17 protein-coding genes and 1 pseudogene are annotated in these 17,766 nt (G+C 42.5%); 12 read left to right on the top strand and 6 right to left on the bottom strand.

Annotated features, from left to right (window positions below):
- The first annotated feature begins 4 nt into the window (after positions 1 to 4).
- From FTU37_RS03710 to FTU37_RS03665, 10 genes are all read left to right on the top strand, one after another.
- A complete protein-coding gene (locus FTU37_RS03710) occupies positions 5 to 2,194 on the top strand; it encodes a polysaccharide biosynthesis tyrosine autokinase (RefSeq protein ID WP_180123846.1) in 2,190 nt (729 codons plus the stop codon).
- A 245-nt stretch (positions 2,195 to 2,439) separates the two neighbouring features.
- Positions 2,440 to 3,153, top strand: coding sequence for an FKBP-type peptidyl-prolyl cis-trans isomerase (locus tag FTU37_RS03705; RefSeq protein WP_078191625.1), 714 nt, complete (start codon positions 2,440 to 2,442; stop codon positions 3,151 to 3,153).
- Positions 3,154 to 3,207: 54 nt separating this feature from the next.
- Positions 3,208 to 3,900: an FKBP-type peptidyl-prolyl cis-trans isomerase gene (locus FTU37_RS03700; protein ID WP_180123797.1), complete on the top strand. Its 693-nt coding sequence runs from the start codon at positions 3,208 to 3,210 to the stop codon at positions 3,898 to 3,900.
- Between the two features lie 194 nt (positions 3,901 to 4,094).
- Positions 4,095 to 4,835, top strand: coding sequence for a dienelactone hydrolase family protein (locus FTU37_RS03695; RefSeq protein WP_180123796.1), 741 nt, complete (start codon positions 4,095 to 4,097; stop codon positions 4,833 to 4,835).
- A gap of 51 nt (positions 4,836 to 4,886) precedes the next feature.
- A complete protein-coding gene (locus FTU37_RS03690) occupies positions 4,887 to 5,246 on the top strand; it encodes an HIT family protein (protein WP_078191628.1) in 360 nt (119 codons plus the stop codon).
- A 155-nt stretch (positions 5,247 to 5,401) separates the two neighbouring features.
- The gene (gene mutY / locus FTU37_RS03685; RefSeq protein ID WP_180123795.1) at positions 5,402 to 6,448 is read left to right on the top strand and encodes an A/G-specific adenine glycosylase; all 1,047 of its coding nucleotides are present in this window, start codon (positions 5,402 to 5,404) and stop codon (positions 6,446 to 6,448) included.
- A gap of 67 nt (positions 6,449 to 6,515) precedes the next feature.
- Complete coding sequence (locus FTU37_RS03680; RefSeq protein ID WP_168379469.1) at positions 6,516 to 7,043, top strand: M23 family metallopeptidase; 528 nt, start codon at positions 6,516 to 6,518, stop codon at positions 7,041 to 7,043.
- A 15-nt stretch (positions 7,044 to 7,058) separates the two neighbouring features.
- Positions 7,059 to 7,304, top strand: a complete 246-nt coding sequence (locus tag FTU37_RS03675) for a hypothetical protein (RefSeq protein ID WP_180003637.1) — start codon at positions 7,059 to 7,061, stop codon at positions 7,302 to 7,304.
- A 20-nt stretch (positions 7,305 to 7,324) separates the two neighbouring features.
- A complete protein-coding gene (locus tag FTU37_RS03670; protein WP_180123794.1) occupies positions 7,325 to 7,894 on the top strand; it encodes a DNA-3-methyladenine glycosylase I in 570 nt (189 codons plus the stop codon).
- Between the two features lie 24 nt (positions 7,895 to 7,918).
- A complete protein-coding gene (locus tag FTU37_RS03665; protein ID WP_180123793.1) occupies positions 7,919 to 8,941 on the top strand; it encodes an NAD(P)-dependent alcohol dehydrogenase in 1,023 nt (340 codons plus the stop codon).
- 70 nt (positions 8,942 to 9,011) lie between these two features.
- Here the strand turns inward: FTU37_RS03665 and FTU37_RS03660 are convergent, their stop codons facing one another.
- A complete protein-coding gene (locus tag FTU37_RS03660) occupies positions 9,012 to 10,448 on the bottom strand; it encodes a PLP-dependent aminotransferase family protein (protein ID WP_180123792.1) in 1,437 nt (478 codons plus the stop codon).
- A gap of 107 nt (positions 10,449 to 10,555) precedes the next feature.
- Here FTU37_RS03660 and FTU37_RS03655 point away from each other — a divergent pair, with 107 nt between their 5' ends.
- A complete protein-coding gene (locus FTU37_RS03655; RefSeq protein WP_257225224.1) occupies positions 10,556 to 10,972 on the top strand; it encodes a hypothetical protein in 417 nt (138 codons plus the stop codon).
- 44 nt (positions 10,973 to 11,016) lie between these two features.
- Here the strand turns inward: FTU37_RS03655 and FTU37_RS03650 are convergent, their stop codons facing one another.
- Positions 11,017 to 11,661, bottom strand: coding sequence for an START domain-containing protein (locus tag FTU37_RS03650; protein ID WP_180123791.1), 645 nt, complete (start codon positions 11,659 to 11,661; stop codon positions 11,017 to 11,019).
- A gap of 58 nt (positions 11,662 to 11,719) precedes the next feature.
- On the bottom strand, positions 11,720 to 12,541 hold the full coding sequence (dapB, locus tag FTU37_RS03645) for a 4-hydroxy-tetrahydrodipicolinate reductase (protein WP_078194102.1): 822 nt from the start codon (positions 12,539 to 12,541) through the stop codon (positions 11,720 to 11,722).
- Between the two features lie 198 nt (positions 12,542 to 12,739).
- On the opposite strand from dapB, the gene FTU37_RS03640 reads away from it, so the two are divergent.
- On the top strand, positions 12,740 to 14,383 hold the full coding sequence (locus FTU37_RS03640) for a PglL family O-oligosaccharyltransferase (protein ID WP_180123790.1): 1,644 nt from the start codon (positions 12,740 to 12,742) through the stop codon (positions 14,381 to 14,383).
- Positions 14,384 to 14,467: 84 nt separating this feature from the next.
- Here the strand turns inward: FTU37_RS03640 and dnaJ are convergent, their stop codons facing one another.
- The 3 genes and pseudogenes from dnaJ to FTU37_RS03625 all read right to left on the bottom strand — a co-directional run.
- Positions 14,468 to 15,586, bottom strand: coding sequence for a molecular chaperone DnaJ (dnaJ, locus tag FTU37_RS03635; protein ID WP_111885156.1), 1,119 nt, complete (start codon positions 15,584 to 15,586; stop codon positions 14,468 to 14,470).
- 106 nt (positions 15,587 to 15,692) lie between these two features.
- A complete protein-coding gene (locus tag FTU37_RS03630; protein ID WP_180003650.1) occupies positions 15,693 to 16,070 on the bottom strand; it encodes a hypothetical protein in 378 nt (125 codons plus the stop codon).
- Between the two features lie 133 nt (positions 16,071 to 16,203).
- A pseudogene (locus FTU37_RS03625) lies at positions 16,204 to 17,649 on the bottom strand (efflux RND transporter permease subunit); the annotation flags it as partial.
- Positions 17,650 to 17,766 lie beyond the last annotated feature (117 nt).

Raw genomic sequence — 17,766 nt, 5'->3', positions numbered from 1 at the left:
TACGATTATGAGCCAAAATACCAATACAGAAGATACAATTGATTTAAAAGAATTATTTTTCTCTCTGATTGCACAATGGAAGTTAATTGCTTTATGTGTAATTTTAAGTCTCGTTTGTGCCCTGCTTTATTTAAGAACCACGCCTGATACCTACGCAGTAAATGCACTGGTACAGGTTGAGGAAAGTAAAGGAACTTCAGCAGCACTCTTGGGTGATCTATCAAGCATGATTGATCAAAAACAACCTGCCCAAACAGAAATTGAGATTCTTAAATCACGCTTAGTTCTAGGTACTGTGATTCAAAATTTGCATCTTGATCTTAAAGTTTCGGGTACAGAGAATTCATTTATTGATCGCCTATTTTCTCCACATGAATATGTCACAGAATATAAAAATAAATCAGTAACTTTTAAAGACGATGAAAAAAGTTTTGAAGTCCGTCAATTTAATGTGCCTAACGTATATCGTGATAAAGACCTCAGTTTAAGCTTCGAAGATAATCTCATTACACTGATAGATACCGAAACTGAAGAAAAAATTCTGACTGCGAAGCTCAATCAAGCGAATTCATTACATACCACTGATGGATCGTGGGATATTTCGATTTTTACCCGCGACAAGTTAAAAGATCACTACCTAATTCAAAAGCAATCTTTACCTGCTGCAGTTGATAATATTTTAGAGAATTTTTCGGTTGCTGAAAAAGGGAAAATGACCGGTGTCCTTGGATTAAATTATCAGGGTCAAGATAAAGAACATATTACCCAAGTACTCAATTCAATTTTAGCAGCCTATAGCCAGCAAAATATTGAACGCAGTTCAGCTGAAAGTGCACAAACTTTAAAATTCTTGGATGAACAACTCCCTGAATTGAAACAACAGCTTGATGTCGCAGAACGTGAATTTAACAAATTCCGTCAAGAGTTTAATACTGTCGATGTCACTAAAGAATCTGAGCTATATTTAACTCAAAGCGTCACTCTTGAAACTCAAAAAGCTGAATTAGAGCAAAAAGTAGCTGAGGCGTCTGCAAAATACACCAGCGAACACCCAGTGATGCAGCAAATGAATGCACAATTGGGGGCAATTAATAGCAAAATTGCTGAACTCAATGCCACATTAAAAAAACTTCCAGATTTACAACGCCGCTATTTACAGCTATACCGTGAAGTTGAAGTAAAACAGCAACTCTATACCGCTCTACTCAACTCTTACCAACAACTCCGTATTGCAAAAGCAGGGGAAATTGGTAATGTCCGCATCGTTGATACTGCAGTAGAGCCAATTAAACCTATTAAACCTAAAAAGTTAATTGTCCTTATACTCTCGCTATTTGTCGGTGGCTTTATTGGTGTCTTAATTGCCTTACTCCGTAATATGCTCCGTTCAGGGATTAAAGATTCTACTGAAATTGAAAATAATCTGGATCTTCCGGTTTATGCCACTGTGCCACGTTCGCCTGTTCAAGAAAGCCGTATTAAACTCTTGAAGAAGAAGAAAACAATTCCCGTACTTGCAGTTAAAAATAGCGATGATATTGCAATTGAAAGCCTGCGCAGTATGCGTACTGCTATTCACTTTGCACTGACATCTGCAAAAAATAACCTGATTATGATTTCAGGGCCTGCGCCTGAAGTCGGTAAATCATTTATTTCTACCAACTTAGCTACGATTCTTGCGCAAAGTGATAAACGCGTTTTAATTATTGATGCCGATTTACGTCGTGGTTATTTAAACAAATACTTCAATCATGATAACCAACCAGGCCTTTCTGAGTATTTAAATGGTCAGCGTGATCTAGACAGCATCATTAAAACCACTGAAATTCCAAATTTGAGTGTGATTACTCGTGGTAAAAGCCCTTCTAATCCATCTGAGCTTTTAAGTTCTGGTAAATTCAAAGAATTCTTAGATTTGATTTCACCGATGTTTGATCATGTGATCATTGATACCCCTCCTGTACTTGCGGTGACAGACGGTATCATTATTTCGCAATTTGCTGGCGTGAATCTGGTGATTGCTCGTTATGCGAAAACTCAGTTGAAAGAATTAGAGTTAACCGTGAACCGCTTTGAACAAGTGGGTGTGAAGGTCAATGGTATTATTCTAAACGACATTCAACGTAGCTCAGCAGGCTATGGTTATGGCTATAACTATTCTTATGGTTATAAAGCTTCAAAAGATCAAGACTGATTCAAGCTCTTTCAAAAAGCCACCGATTACGGTGGCTTTTTTTATTTGCGAAATTTATGTTGCATGCATCTTTCTGTATAAAAAATGTTTTATATATTCATACCGTTATAGTATAAAAATAAGAACATGACTATGATGATCTTTCCTGCACCTTACCTGATCATAGAGATAGGTAAGCGCTGAACAGGAAAAGTCTGCTAGAATTTCAGCAACTTTTTACATATAAAATAATTGTGGGAAAATATATGAGTAAGGCCCTACCTATCGCTGTCGCTGTATTACTCGGCGGTGCCGCACTTGTTCCTGTTTACTATGCAACTAAAACACCTGCTACGCAATCAGCAACATCAACTCAACCAGCTGCAAATGCTTCTGCTGTCGCTAAAATCAGTTATGCACTTGGTTATGAAGTTGCCCATCAAACGCCTCCAGAATTAGATATTGATAGCTTTGTCACTGGCGTTCGTGCGGGTCATGCTCGTGCAAAACCTGCATATACTGAAGAAGAATTACAAAAAGCATATGCTGAGTTCCAGCAAGAAATGCAAAACAAGCAGCTCGAAAGCAATAAGCAAGCACAAAGTAGCAGCGATAATTTCTTAACAGAAAACAAAAGTAAAGCTGGGGTTAAAACCACTGCTTCTGGTTTACAGTACCTAACAACGAAAGAAGGTACAGGTAAACAACCGCAAGCCACATCAGTTGTTAAAGTTCACTACACAGGTAAGTTAGTGGATGGCACAGTATTTGATAGTTCAGTACAGCGCGGCGAGCCAATTGAATTCCCATTGAACCAAGTAATTCCAGGTTGGACTGAAGGTCTACAGTTAATGAAAGAAGGCGGTAAAGCCACTTTATATATTCCTTCAAACTTAGGTTATGGTGCTCAAGGTGTTCCAGGAACGATTCCACCGAACAGTACTTTAATTTTTGATGTAGAACTCATTGAAGTTAAATAATAAAACCGGTACAGGAGAGCTTTTCGCTCTCCTGCTTTATTTTGAGACTCGGTCATGAAATTACAGATCAGTATGTTGTGTTTGGCACTCTGCTCAAGCACTGTATTTGCCAAAGATATCAGTAATAAAAGTAGTGCTGCAGAACAAGTGGGTTATAGTTTTGGTTATTTAATGGGACGCAGTAATGCTGAATCCATTAAGGACTTAGACATTGATGCTTTTGTTGCAGGTTTAAAAGCAGCTTCTAAAGGTCAAGCTTCGTCATTAACAGATGAAGAAATGACCCGTGCCTTAACCCAATATAAAAAGCAAACCGAAGCGAAACAACTGATTGAACTGAAGCAAAAAGCGGATGCGAATGCCACCATAGGTGCCGCTTTCCTTGCTGAAAATGCCAAAAAACCGGGCATTCAGGTCACGAAATCTGGCCTGCAGTATCAAGTCATTCAAGCCGGCAAAGGTAAGTCACCCAAAGCCAATTCAACAGTGAAAGTTCACTATGAAGGGCGCTTAATTGATGGCACTGTTTTTGATAGTTCAATTGCACGCAACCAACCTGCGATGTTCCAAGTGAGCCAAGTCATTCAGGGTTGGACGGAAGGTCTACAGTTGATGAAAGAAGGTGCAAAATATCGCTTCTTCATTCCTGCAAATTTAGGCTATGGTCAAATTGGTTCAGCAGACGTCATTGAGCCAAACAGCACGCTGATTTTTGATGTAGAGCTCATTGAAGTTCTCCCGAAATAACAATACTCCATTCAGGAGCATCGACAAATCTCGGTGCTCCCCAATATTTCTTCTTTCCATTATTTTCTTTTACAATTTTTTTGATTGATTTGACTTAAAATTCACATTGATATCTTATATTTATTTCACAAAAACTATTTTCCCCTTTATTTTAAATCTTCATTAACTGCGTAGCCGCACATAAGGATTTGACCATGACCGTTAAAATTAAGACGCGCGAAATTCAATATACAGCAGCTGATGGAACTCAACTTTTTGGCTATTTTGCCGCACCAGAGTCAGACACTGCAGTCGCAGGTGTGTTAGTTGCCCCTGAATGGTGGGGACGCAATGAATATACCGAACAACGTGCGCGCGAATTGGCAGAACAAGGCTATGCTGCTTTCGCTTTGGATATGTATGGTGACAAAAAAGTCACCACAGATGCCAAGCAAGCTTATGCATGGATGATGCATACTTTTGATCATGCCGACACCATTGTGACCCGTGCGTCTGCTGCATTAAACACTTTGGCACAGCAAAAAGAAGTAAATGCAGATAAACTCGCAGCTATAGGCTTTTGCTATGGCGGAAAAGTCGTGCTGGATTTAGCTCGTTCAGGTGCTGAATTAAAAGCAGTGGTGACCTTCCATGCAACACTTGCTACAGCGACTCCTGCACAAACAGGACAAGTTCAAGCAGAGATTTTAGTGCAACATGGTGAGCTCGACTCGATGGTGAGCTTAGAAGATGTTGCAACCTTTAGAAATGAAATGGATGCTGCCCAAGTGCAGTATCAAATCAATATTTTTGAAGGTGCAAAACACGGCTTTAGCAACCCGATGGCGGATGAACGTGCCAAAGCCAACGGCGTAGATTTAGCTTATAACGCTGCTGCAGAACAACAAAGCTTAGCGGCCATGTATGCCTTGTTAGCACGCCAGCTTAGTTCTTAAAGCGCTAAGAACCAATACCAATATTTAATTTATAAAAATGAGGAGAGCACAATGACAGAACTCAATTGTCCATATTGCAATTTTGACGAATATGACGTTATTGCAAAAAATGATTTTGGTGTTGTACTTCCTGAACCACATACACTGTCTAAAGGGCATGCTGTCATTGTCCCGCTACGTCATGTTGGTTCATTTTTTGAAATTACTGATAAAGAACGTAAAAGTTTAATGTCCTTACTTGAACAAGCGCGTAATGAATTAAATTTACGCTATCAACCCACTGGTTTTCATATTGGGTTTAATGATGGACAAGTTTTTGGCGAAGCCACTGAACATGTGCATATTCACATTATTCCACGTTATGAAAACCAAACATTGGCGCTTGATACCCGCTGGGGCTTTAAAAGCTAAAATTTAAAAATTGACACTCACTAAGGAGCTTCGGCTCCTTTTTTGATAGCCACTATTTTTGCATTTCCCCTGATATACAGTTTTCGTTTTGAACAAAAAGAATGACTATTGAAAGATGTATACTAGGCAGGTTTTTTCAATTTTGACTGTATTGCATGTTTAACTTTTCTGATGCCCTTCTCGACTGGTTTGATGTCCATGGTCGTCATGACTTACCGTGGCAAGTGAAGGATGACCCTTACAAAGTATGGGTTTCAGAAATTATGCTACAACAGACTCAAGTCAAAACCGTCTTACAATATTTTGATCGATTTATTCAACGGTTTCCGACTGTTGAAGATTTAGGCCATGCCTCTTGGGATGATGTGGCGCCCTATTGGGCTGGCTTAGGCTACTATGCACGGGCTCGGAACTTACACAAAGCCGCGGGTATTGTTGCACGTCAGGGACATTTTCCAAGCAATCTTGAGCAGTGGATGGAACTACCGGGCATCGGCCCGTCTACCGCGGGTGCGCTGATGTCTTTAGGTTTAAGACAATATGGCGTGATTATGGACGGCAACGTCAAGCGTGTATTGTCTCGTTTCTTTGCTATTGAAGATGATTTATCGAAACCTGTAAATGAACGGGCCATGTGGCAACTGGCGACAGAGCTCTGCCCCACTGAACGCAACCACGATTATACCCAAGCGATTATGGATCTGGGTGCAACCGTTTGCACGCCGAAAAAACCGCTCTGTTTATATTGTCCCATGCAACAGCACTGCAAAGCACATGCACAAGGTTTAGAGACTGAATTACCTTATAAAAAGCCTAAAAAGCCTGTTCCAGTGAGAGAGGCTCAAGTCATGCTGATTCAATCTGCAGGAGAATGGCTGTGGATACAACGTCCGAATAGCGGTCTATGGGGCGGTCTGTGGTGTTTACCTATTTTTGATCAACCCCATGAGTTTCAATCCCACACTCAGCAACTTGGACTGAAACCTACCACCACTCAAGTGCAAATATCACATAGCTTTACCCACTTCACTTGGCTTTTAGAAGCTACTGTATTTACCATTGCTGCCGATCAAAAAGAGCATTTAGCCATTGAATGCAACGCACAGTGGTATACCCCGATACAAGCCACTGCACTCGGTATTCCAACCGCCATGAAAAAACTTATTTCTACGCTAGAACTCGAAAGCCATTCTATGCCATAGTTTTGAACTGCTCATCAATTGTAAAGGGACAAATGTGACTCAAGGATTTTTTCAGCTCCGCAAAGGGTTGTTCGGCGGTATTGGTTTTATTTTGCTTTTACTCAGCGCCTGTACGTCGACTCCACCCAAACCATCAGGCAGTACATTGCCTGCTCATGAAGTGAAAAAATTACAAAACATGCGTTTATCCAATCAATTACCTGTTCCTGTTCATCAAGTCAAACGAAGTGCGCTTAAGGATACTTGGGGCGCAGCGCGTAGCCAAGGACGAAGCCACGAAGGCATTGATATTATTGTTCCACGTGGAACAAAAGTCCTCAGTGCTACAGAAGGTTTAGTTGCTGACTTACGTAATAACAATTTGGGTGGTAAAGTGATATGGATTATGGGGCCCGCAGGTTCTTGGCATTATTATGCGCATCTTGATGGTCATAAACGTGGCTTAAATGTCGGCGACTATGTCAAAAAAGGTGATGTCATTGGCTATGTAGGTAATACTGGCAATGCTCGACATACTGCACCACATTTGCATTATGGCATTTACTTGGGTGGTAAAGGTCGCAATGCCGTTAACCCCTATCCGTATTTACGTTAATTTTAGGAAACATACATGTCAGAAGCGTTGATCAATCGTCTGGTGGAATTTGCAGAATCTGGTAATCAACAAAAAATCAGCCTCAATGGACAGTCTTATCAGGGCTGGATCATGGAGATCACTGAAGAAGCATTACTCATCAGCACCGGCTACGCAGACAAATCTGGTAAAGATGTATGGATTCAATTTGCCGATCTCGATCAAGCGGAACTGTTGTATTGGGACAATAAAAACGACCAATGGACAGCTTTTAAAATTTAAGTCAAAAAGGAGCATTCAACATGACGATACAACGCTGTGCTTGGTGCTCCGAAGATCCTTTGTATATTGCCTACCACGACACTGAGTGGGCTAAACCCAGTTTTGATGAGCAGCATCTCTTTGAAATGCTGTGTCTTGAAGGACAACAAGCGGGGCTGTCTTGGATTACTGTGCTGAAAAAACGGGCCTGTTATCAGCAGCATTTTTTTCAACATCCCATTGCCGAAATCGCAGCGTTGAGTGACCTACAATTACAAGAAAAATTACAAGATTCAGGTTTGATTCGTCATATCGGCAAACTCACTGCCATTCGAGATAATGCAAAAGCATGGCAACAGTTAAAAGCCCAAGGGATTCATCCGGTGGAATTTCTTTGGAATTTTGTCGAAGGTCAAATTGCCAATAATGATGTAGTTGAATATCGTAGCGCCCCTGCACAAACCGCTCAAAGTCAGGCAATGTCCAAAGCATTAAAAAAGCTTGGTTTTAAATTTGTCGGCCCGACGACTTGCTATGCTCTGATGCAAGCTATCGGCATGGTCAATGATCATGAAAATCACTGTGACTTTAAATACACGCACGAAGAATGACCTCAAAACATAAAGGATAGAATAATGAGTGACAATACAATCCACGCTTATGCAGCAATGAACAGTGGTGAAGCCCTTGTTCCCTACCAATTTGATGCAGGTGAATTACAAGCCCATCAGGTTGAAGTCAAAGTCGAGTATTGCGGTCTTTGTCACTCAGATATTTCTATTATCCAAAATGATTGGAAATCTTCGGTTTATCCTGTGGTCCCAGGGCATGAAGTGATTGGAACCATTACCCAACTCGGCAGCGAAGCCAAAGGACTGAAAATCGGACAGCGTGTGGGCATTGGCTGGACAGCAGAAAGTTGTCAACACTGTGACTCGTGTATCGATGGTCGCCAAGTGCAATGTACTGGAACCAAGACGGCGACAATCGTCGGTCATGCAGGTGGCTTTGCCGACAAAGTCCGTGCGGGCTGGCAATGGGTTATTCCACTTCCAGATGATCTCGATCCAACCAGTGCTGGTCCTCTACTCTGCGGCGGGATTACGGTATTTGATCCCATATTACAGCACCAAATTCAGGCCATTCACCATGTTGCCGTGATCGGCATTGGTGGTTTAGGTCATATGGCGATTAAATTGCTCAAAGCTTGGGGCTGTGAAATTACCGCATTCAGCTCAAACTTAGATAAAACCGATGAACTTAAAGCTATGGGGGCTGACCATGTGGTGAATAGTCGTGATCTTGCCGCGATTAAAGCACAACGTGGTAAGTTCAATTTAATTTTAAGCACGGTCAATGTGACGTTGGATTGGCAAGCCTATCTTTCAACTTTGGCACCGAATGGAAGCGTTCACATGCTCGGCCTAGCACTTGAGCCGATGCAAATCCCCGCAGGTATGCTGATCAGTGGTGCTAAATCTGTCACTGGCTCATCAACAGGCTCTCCTGCAGCACTGCGTGAATTACTTCGATTCGCCGCACGTCAAAATATTGCACCACAAATTGAAATGTATCCCATGTCTCAGGTGAATGAAGCGATTGAACGTTTGCATTCAGGAAACGTGCGTTATCGAATTGTGCTGAAAGCTGATTTTTAACGGCAAAAATCTAAGCCCAAAAAGCCTGCTGCATGCAGGCTTTTTTGTGTCCTTTATACACTCATCAAAATTAGACGGTATTTGAGTTTATGCATTCCTTACGCACCCAATCTGCGAGCAACAAAATAGCCTGCTGAATTTCTGTCGACAGCTCATGCCCTGCATTTAAACGAATACAATTGTTATAACGATTGTCCTCACCAAAAATTAAACCTGGCACAATATTGATGCCATGTTTTTGCGCATGGTAATACAGCGCCAAACTATCTATTTGTTCAGGCATCTGCAACCACAGTGCATAACTGCCTTGAGGCCGATTTAGACGGATATCAACCCCTTGAAAAGCATCGTAAATAAACTGACGATACTGCTCGACTTGCACCATTAATTTAGGACGCAATTCAGCAAGATGTTGGCGATACGCACGACTAAAAATCAAATCGGCAAGTCCTAACTGCAAAGGCGTATTCACCGAATCATTTTGCAAAAGTAATTTGGGACGCAAATGTTGCAAATGTGGTGGAAGACAAAACCACCCCACCCGATAAGAAGGCGACAAAGATTTTGAAATCGACGCACAATAGATCACATAGCCCGCCCGATCCCAATATTTGATAGGCAATGGTCGCTTTGCATTGAAACTACACTCAGCATAAATATCATCTTCAATCACATAACATTGATATTTTTCAGCCAGTTGTGCAATTCGTTCCTTTTCTTCATTACTTAAACAAAAACCCAAAGGATTTTGAAAATTTGCAGTCAATAAGCATACTTTCGCGCCTGAATCCCGCATCGCCTGCTCTAAACGATCTAAATCAAAACCTTCCGTATTGGCAGGAATTTCAACAATTTTCCGCTTTAATAAAGCCAATAATTGCAATTGCCCGTTATAGTTCGGCGTCGGAACAATGACACTCTCCCCTTCCGCACTCAGATTTTGCAACATCACTGACAAAGCAGGCATACAACCATTGCTGATGTAAATATCATCCTTAGGCATGTAAAAACCATCTTCAGCCCAATGTGCCGACAAAGCTTCACGCAATTGTGGATGACCTTGCCGATTGTTATATAAAAAATCTTCTGGTTTACAATGCTTTAATGCCCTTTGGATTGAACGTCTGATTGCTTCAACAGGAACAAAATTGGGGGACAACTGAATTGAACCCAAATGAATCAGGCGACTATTTGCAGATGCTTCATGGATCTGAATTTGCAATTCTAAATTCGAAATTTCACGAGGTCGGGAATCAAAATCAGGATGATTCGGCACGGCAATTTGCTGGGCTTTCTGTGAGGATTTCACAAAATAACCAGACTTTTCTTTGACATAAATCAGGCCTTTGGCTTCAAGTAATTCATAGCAGCGTTTCGCAGTATTTAAACTGATCTGATGCTGCTGTGAAAATTGACGTAGCGCATACAGACGCTGCCCTGCGGCCAATTCACCACTATAAATTTTCTGTGCCAACTGCTGCGCAAGCTGCTGATATTGAAAAGCCATCTGTACCCTTTTTTTAATCATTCTTGTATCTGTACCCATTAAGTTAACAGATTTAAGCTGAATGCATCAGGTTGATATCTCAAAAATAACGATAGGGGGACAATTAAATGAATGACTTCACGCAGTTTCGAGCGGGTTTAATCATCATCAGTACACTCACGCTTATGGCGTGCCAACCCGAGCAGCACACTCAAGCTCAAAGCCAACAAAATTTTATCTGTAAATCTTTAATTCAAGGTTTTTTGAGTGCCCAAAAACTGACGCAATATGAACTTGAGCAGATCCAACCGATCACTAGCGGCGGGTTACATCAGCAGCTATATATTTATAAAGCCAAATCTGAAAACGGCATGAATATCATGCCGCAGCAAGCCAAACTTCGCTTTGCCTGTGAACAATTGACTGCGCGGCAATTTCAAATCAAGTTACATCCGCATCAATTTCCAGAACAGACCTTACTCAGTATCGAACTTCCAGAAACACAACACATGCAGCAGTTGACTGCATTTCGCCTGCCTGAGTAGCGAAGTCATTGATCGTTCATATTGAACTGAATCATTACTGCTGCTTATTTTAAAATTTCGGGAAAGGTCTCAACAGTTTTGCTTTTACCCAACTGCACTTTCATTTTTTGTAGCATTTGATAAGGCTGTTGCTGCACGAACATATTCACGAAACTGAGCGGAATGGAACCTTCCGGATTGGCGTAGCCATAGGTCGACACTTTGACCTTTTGATTGCCTAAACGCTGGAAGGTCCAATCGCCCTCATAGTCGGTTAGGCGTACATAATTGGGATTGATCGGATAACCTTTTTTCACCGCTTTATTTTGGATGCTAATAATGCCCTGTGCATCTTTACGCATTTTGCCTTGTACCACCAAATCACGGTCTTTTAAGGGAAAAGGAAAATCCAACACCATATATAAACTGAATTCACCTTTCTGGTCATCGCGGGATAAGACTTTGACACTGCCCATATAAGGGACCCAATTCACTGCATTTTCCACATCTAAAATCAGGGTAACCGCTTTTTCGATGGGCACATCAAAACTGGTTTCAGCTTTGTATTGAAAGACAGGATTTTGAGCATTTTGGTAGGTCCAAACTTTAATATTATTTTTATTAATCGTGAGTTTGGCATTATCCATAGTTTTCGCTTGTACTGCCGCAGTGAATGCGACAGCACAGGCCATAAAGATGACTTTTTTCATTCCATTGATCGTCTTATTTTAATTTTATGCTGTTGTTATAACGGATTTTAACGCGCTTTTATACGTCAATATCGTTAAAACCCAGTACATCTTTCATATCGTACTTACGTGCTTCACGACCGACTACCCATGCAGCTGCACGTACTGCACCAGAGGCAAAGTTCATACGGTTGGTCGCTTTATGGGTAATTTCAACACGTTCGCCATCCGCAATAAACATCGCAGTATGTTCACCAACAATGTCACCACCACGAATCGTTTGGAAGCCAATGGTTTGACGTTCACGTGGACCCGTATGACCTTCACGGCAATACACAGCATCTTGTTTTAAGTCACGTCCTAAAGCACCGGCAATGGCTTCGCCCCACATCAGCGCTGTACCTGATGGTGCATCAACTTTATGGCGATGATGGGCTTCAATCACTTCAATATCTACAGTATCGCCAAACACTTTCGATGCCAATTCAAGAAGTTTGATTGAAACGTTTACACCGACAGAATAGTTCGCTGCATAGACTACTGGGGTTTCTGTTGCTGTTTCATCGAGATAAGCTTTTTGCTCATCATTCATACCTGTGGTACCAATGACAATCGCAACGCCTGCTTCACGGCAAAGCTTTAGATGCTGTGCCGTTGCTGCAGGTGCAGTAAAGTCGATCACGACATCACAATCTTTTAAAACTTCAGCAAGGTTACCAACAACCTTTACGCCAACCGCGCCAATCCCTGCAAGTTCACCGGCATCCGCACCGACCAAGCTACTTTCAGGACGTTCTACCGCAGCAGCCAATTGATAGCCAGCTTGCTGAACCGCCTGAATTAAGATGCGTCCCATACGACCGCCTGCGCCCAAGATACCAATACGTGGAGCTGCTGACATAACATTTTCCTAATGTTGATTCGAAATTGGTCTTACTATATCAAAACTCCATGCGCAGGCTAAGTTGCAAACAAAAAAATCCTGTATTTTCCGAAAGACTTTTGCAAATCAACTTCTACCACAGACGCTGACTATTCCCTCACCAAGTTTGAGCATTTTCACGGTATGATAGGCGCGTTCTATTGATCTTGAATATTCATGAAAACCCTATTGTATCTTTGTGCGGCAGTCTGTATTGCACTGGCATGGCTGATTCCGATTCATTACCGACCTTGGGCCACGTATACCGGTGAGCTTTATACCTTCTTTGCCCTGTTTGCCTTAGCGGCAACGTTCTTTAAAGAAAAGCTCATAGTGGCAAAAATTTCCTTGCCCCTGTTGCTCTTAGCGCTGATTCCCTTCGTCCAATTGGCTTTTGGGCAGGTGTATTATTTTAGTATTGCCTTACTCTGTATGCTGTTTGTGTTCAGCTTCTGGCTATGTATCAATCTTGGTTTCAGCCTCTCGCAAGGTACGGAAAAACGCGAAAAAACCTTCCTATACCTGAGCTATACCTTTGTTGCTTCGGGGGTCATGACCGGACTCATCGCAATATGTCAGTGGCTAGATTTTGACTCGTTTCTTCCTTTTGTGATGAAAATTAGTGGAACTACGCGCCCATTTGCAAACTTTGCTCAGCCGAATAACATGGCCACGTTTCTGCTCATGTCCTTGTTAGCCTGCTTATATGTATATGAACAGCAAAAAGTTAAAACCCGCTATTTGGTCGCTTGTGCAATTCCTATTTTAATTGGGGTCGTGCTCAGCCAATCTCGCACCTCTTGGGTGGCAAGTATCTGTGTCCTAGTCTATTTGGCTTATGCACAGTACAAAGATTATATCCGTCTTCGCTGGTTTTACAGCTTGGCCTGGTTTATCGGCTTTGTGGCACTGATTGTATTGATGCCAAAATTAAGTCAAATCATGAGCCAAATATCCGACATGAATATTCAAGAAAGTCGTGACGTAGCTGAACGTGCTGGTGGAGATATGTCTCGTTTAGCCATTTGGCAACAAATGGCGCATGCCGTAGCTGCACAGCCTTGGTTTGGCTATGGTTGGCATCAAACCAGTAGCGCTTTTGTCTCGATCTCTGACACGGTGCAAGGGCCTGTTTGGATTCGTAGCTCACACAATTTTATTTTGGATTTCTTATTGTGGAATGGCGCCATTATTGGTGTGCCGTTCTTGGCCTATTTCGCCTATTGGGGCATTCAATTACAGAAGTTAGCCAAGTCTGCATTATCTGTGATTGGCCTATTGATGGTCGGTGTCTTCGTTATTCATGCCATGTTGGAGTTTCCGCAAAACTACGCATATTTCTTACTGCCTGCGGGTTTTATTATCGGGGTTCTTCAAGCAGCGAAGCCACAGACGGCTACTTTGAGCCTGTCTCCGTGGTTTATCCGCATTGTTTTCGTGATTGGCGCTGTGCTGATTACGGTGATTTATCGTGATTATGCCAATGCAGCGATTCAGCTGGGTCAGGCATCAAAATATGAAAAAACACCGGAGAAAATCACCAACCATGCGCCGATCTATTTACTCACGGAATTTAGACATCGGGTAGCGATTATTCGTTTAAATCCATATTCCATCGTTTCTGAACAAACCATTCAGGATACTGAAAAATTGGTTCGCAGCTATCCAGCGAAATACCACATCATTAAATATGCACGTTTATTGGCATTTAATGGTCGTGAGGCTGAAGCACGTCATCAGCTACAGCGTCTTAAAAATATCTATAGGCTCGACATGAGCTATGAGAGTTTATTACCGCCTACAGCACAGCCGAAACCTTAAAACGCTCAATAAAAAAGCCTGCAATTATGCAGGCTTTTTTATACCTGAGTTCACATCACAGCGAACTCAAGCAAATCATTTCAATTAATCAAACAAACGGTCGAAGAATGATTTTTTCTTCGGAGATGATTTATTGTCATCGCCATCCATCGTGTCTTGTAACTCTTTCAACAATTCACGTTGACGAGCCGTTAAGTTCACAGGCGTTTCCACCACGATACGGCAGAGTAAGTCACCGGTCATGCTGGTACGTACAGGCTTCACACCTTTACCACGTAAGCGGAACAATTTACCAGTTTGAGTCCCTTCAGGTACTTTCAAGCTCACACGACCATCGAGTGTCGGAATTTGAATTTCTTTACCCAATGCAGCATCTGCAATGCTTACAGGCACATCCATATATAGGTCAGCGCCATCACGTTGGAAGATTTCGTGTTCACGTACCACCACTTCTACATATAAGTCGCCTGCTTGGCCATCACGGATCGCCTCGCCTTTGCCACTTAAACGTACGCGGTCGCCATTGTCCACACCTGCAGGAATGGTCACCTCTAAAGTTTGCTGACGGTCAGAAACCCCTGAACCATGACATTTATTACATGGGTTCTTAATGATTTTACCTTGACCACGACAGGTGCTACAGGTTTGCTGCACAGAGAAGAAGCCCTGTTGCATACGCACTTGACCGGCACCATGACAGGTTTTACAGGTTTCAACGTCATTCGGATTTTTAGATCCTTTACCATCACAGGCATCACATGGCGCTGGCGCAGTAAAGGTAATGGTTTTTTTCACGCCCTTCACAGCTTCCTCAAGGGTAAGCTCCATAACATAGCGTAAGTCTGAACCACGGCGTGCACGTTGCTGACCACCACGGCCACCACCGCCAAATGCGCCACCGAATATGTCACCAAACTGACTAAAGATATCTTCTGCGCTAAAACCGCCACCGAAGCCACCGCCGCCGCCCATGCCGCCTTCAAAAGCTTGATGTCCCATACGGTCATACATACTACGTTTTTCGCTGTCCGATAAAACTTCATATGCTTCTGCAGCTTCTTTGAATTTTTCTTCAGCTTCTGGGTTATCTGGATTACGGTCAGGGTGATACTTCATCGCCAACTTACGGTAGGCTTTTTTAATTTCATCATCACTTGCGGTTTTAGATACACCTAAAACCTCATAATAATCACGTTTAGCCATGTCTGGCGATGCTCCTCACGGAATTTAATTTAATACTTAACTGTGGTCTGAAATTGGGGAATCAAACCATTTTTTCAAGGGGTAGGCAGGAAAAAAATAAATCGACTTAGAAAACAGCCTTATTTTTAACGAATTTGGATAGACCTTGGATCCATGCATTTAATAGATACAAAAAGGCAATCGAAGAAAAGATCACACCAATTACCGTGCATGCAGTCACCCAAAGATAGGTGTCCCAATAATAGAAAAATAAAGGAATAAACCACAGTGCGGCAAAAATGGCCATCATGGAATAAATCACGACGGTGCGCATGACCCAAAGCGCTTGGGCTTGTAGCCAAACTTCTGTAGAATCGATTTGAGTCACTTTGCGTGCAAAACCGTAGGCAAATACACCACTAATCAGGGTAAATAAAGCGAAAAACATGAAGACATAAGAAATCGCAATATAACGGCGATACTTAGCTAAACTCTCTGCTGTCATCTGTGATTCAACCCCGTACACCACAATATGCCGCGCTGCACTTGTGGTAGTTTTACTTTTTAAAAATGTCTTTGTAGATCAGGTGCTACTATAGAGAAAAATTCAATATTTCGCACCCAATATTATGACACTTTTAAGGATTCTGCTGAGTTTTTTTCACTTTAAACCACTGTGCATATAGCGCAGGTAAAAAGAACAAGGTCAGCAGGGTCGCCACGATCAATCCACCCATAATCGCCACGGCCATTGGACCGAAGAAAATACTGCGAGAAAGTGGAATCATCGCCAATACAGCGGCCAATGCAGTCAACACAATGGGACGGCAACGACGTACCGTCGCATTGATAATCGCATCCCAAGCCGACTCCCCGGACTGAATATCTTGTTCAATCTGATCAATCAAAATCAGTGAATTGCGCATAATCATTCCTGACAGTGCAATCGTGCCGAGCATTGCCACAAAACCAAAGGGTTTATTGAACAATAACAGGAATAACACCACGCCAATAATGCCCAAAGGTGCAGTTAAAAATACGATCATCGCCCGTGACATGCTACGTAGTTGAATCATCAACAAAGTCATGACAACTGCGAGAAATAATGGCATGCCTGCATTTACAGAAGTTTGGCCTCGTGCTGACTCTTCCACAGTGCCGCCTACTTCGAGTAGATAACCATTCGGCATCTCTGCACGTAACTGATCAAATGAATCTTTTAACTCACCCACCACCGTTGCAGGTTGCAATTTACTGCGAATATCCGCGCGCACAGTAATGGTCGGTAAACGGTTACGATGCCAAATCAAACCTTCTTCAAAGCTATACTCAATTTTCGCAATCTGCGCCAATGGCACTGAACCACCATTGCTGGTCGGTACAGCCAAACTGCTGAGAGAACCGACATCCAATCGCTCCGCTTGATCACCACGCATCCGAATTTCAATCAGCTCTCGTTTCTCACGATACTGATTAATCACCGCACCACTGATTGAACTATTCAGGAAATTGGACAGATCTAGACTGGAAACCCCCATTTGACGTGCGCGATCTTGGTCGATGTCCAGTTTAATGACTTTGCTTGGTTCACCCCAATCCAAATGCACATTGGTGGTGTTCGGGTTTTCACTGACTTTTGCAGACACGCGTTGTGCCCACTCACGCACTAAGCTTAGATCTTCACCCGACACGCGGAACTGCAATGGATAACCCACAGGTGGCCCATTTTCTAAAAGTGAAACCCGTGTACGTACTTCAGGTAAAAGCTTACGGATTTCTTCTGCTAATGACTGGCGGATCTCATTGCGATCATCTAAAGATGAAGCCAATACCACAAACTGAGCAAAACTGGCTTGGGGTAACTGCTGATCTAGAGGTAAATAAAACCGCGGTGAACCTGTCCCCACATAAGCCACAAAATTATCAATGCCCTGTTTTTTTGACAAGAACGCTTCGACTTTTTTTACGGCCGCTTCTGTGGCTTTCAGTGATGCACCTTCCTCAAGCTTTAAATCCACTAAAATTTCAGCACGGTTTGACGGTGGGAAAAACTGCTGTGGTACGGTTTTAAACATTGACATACTCCCACCACCAAGCTAAGAGCTATGGTGGGGGAATCTTTGCGACCCATGCAATCTTAGAGATTGCACCTTTCGATACCGCACTGCGCTGACAGTATGGCGGTACAGGAACTCTTTATA

The sequence above is a fragment of the Acinetobacter sp. YH12097 genome (genome assembly GCF_013419225.1).
GTDB classification, from domain to species: domain Bacteria; phylum Pseudomonadota; class Gammaproteobacteria; order Pseudomonadales; family Moraxellaceae; genus Acinetobacter; species Acinetobacter amyesii.
Note: the sequence above shows the minus strand (reverse complement) of the source record. Positions and strands in the feature narration are given on the sequence as shown.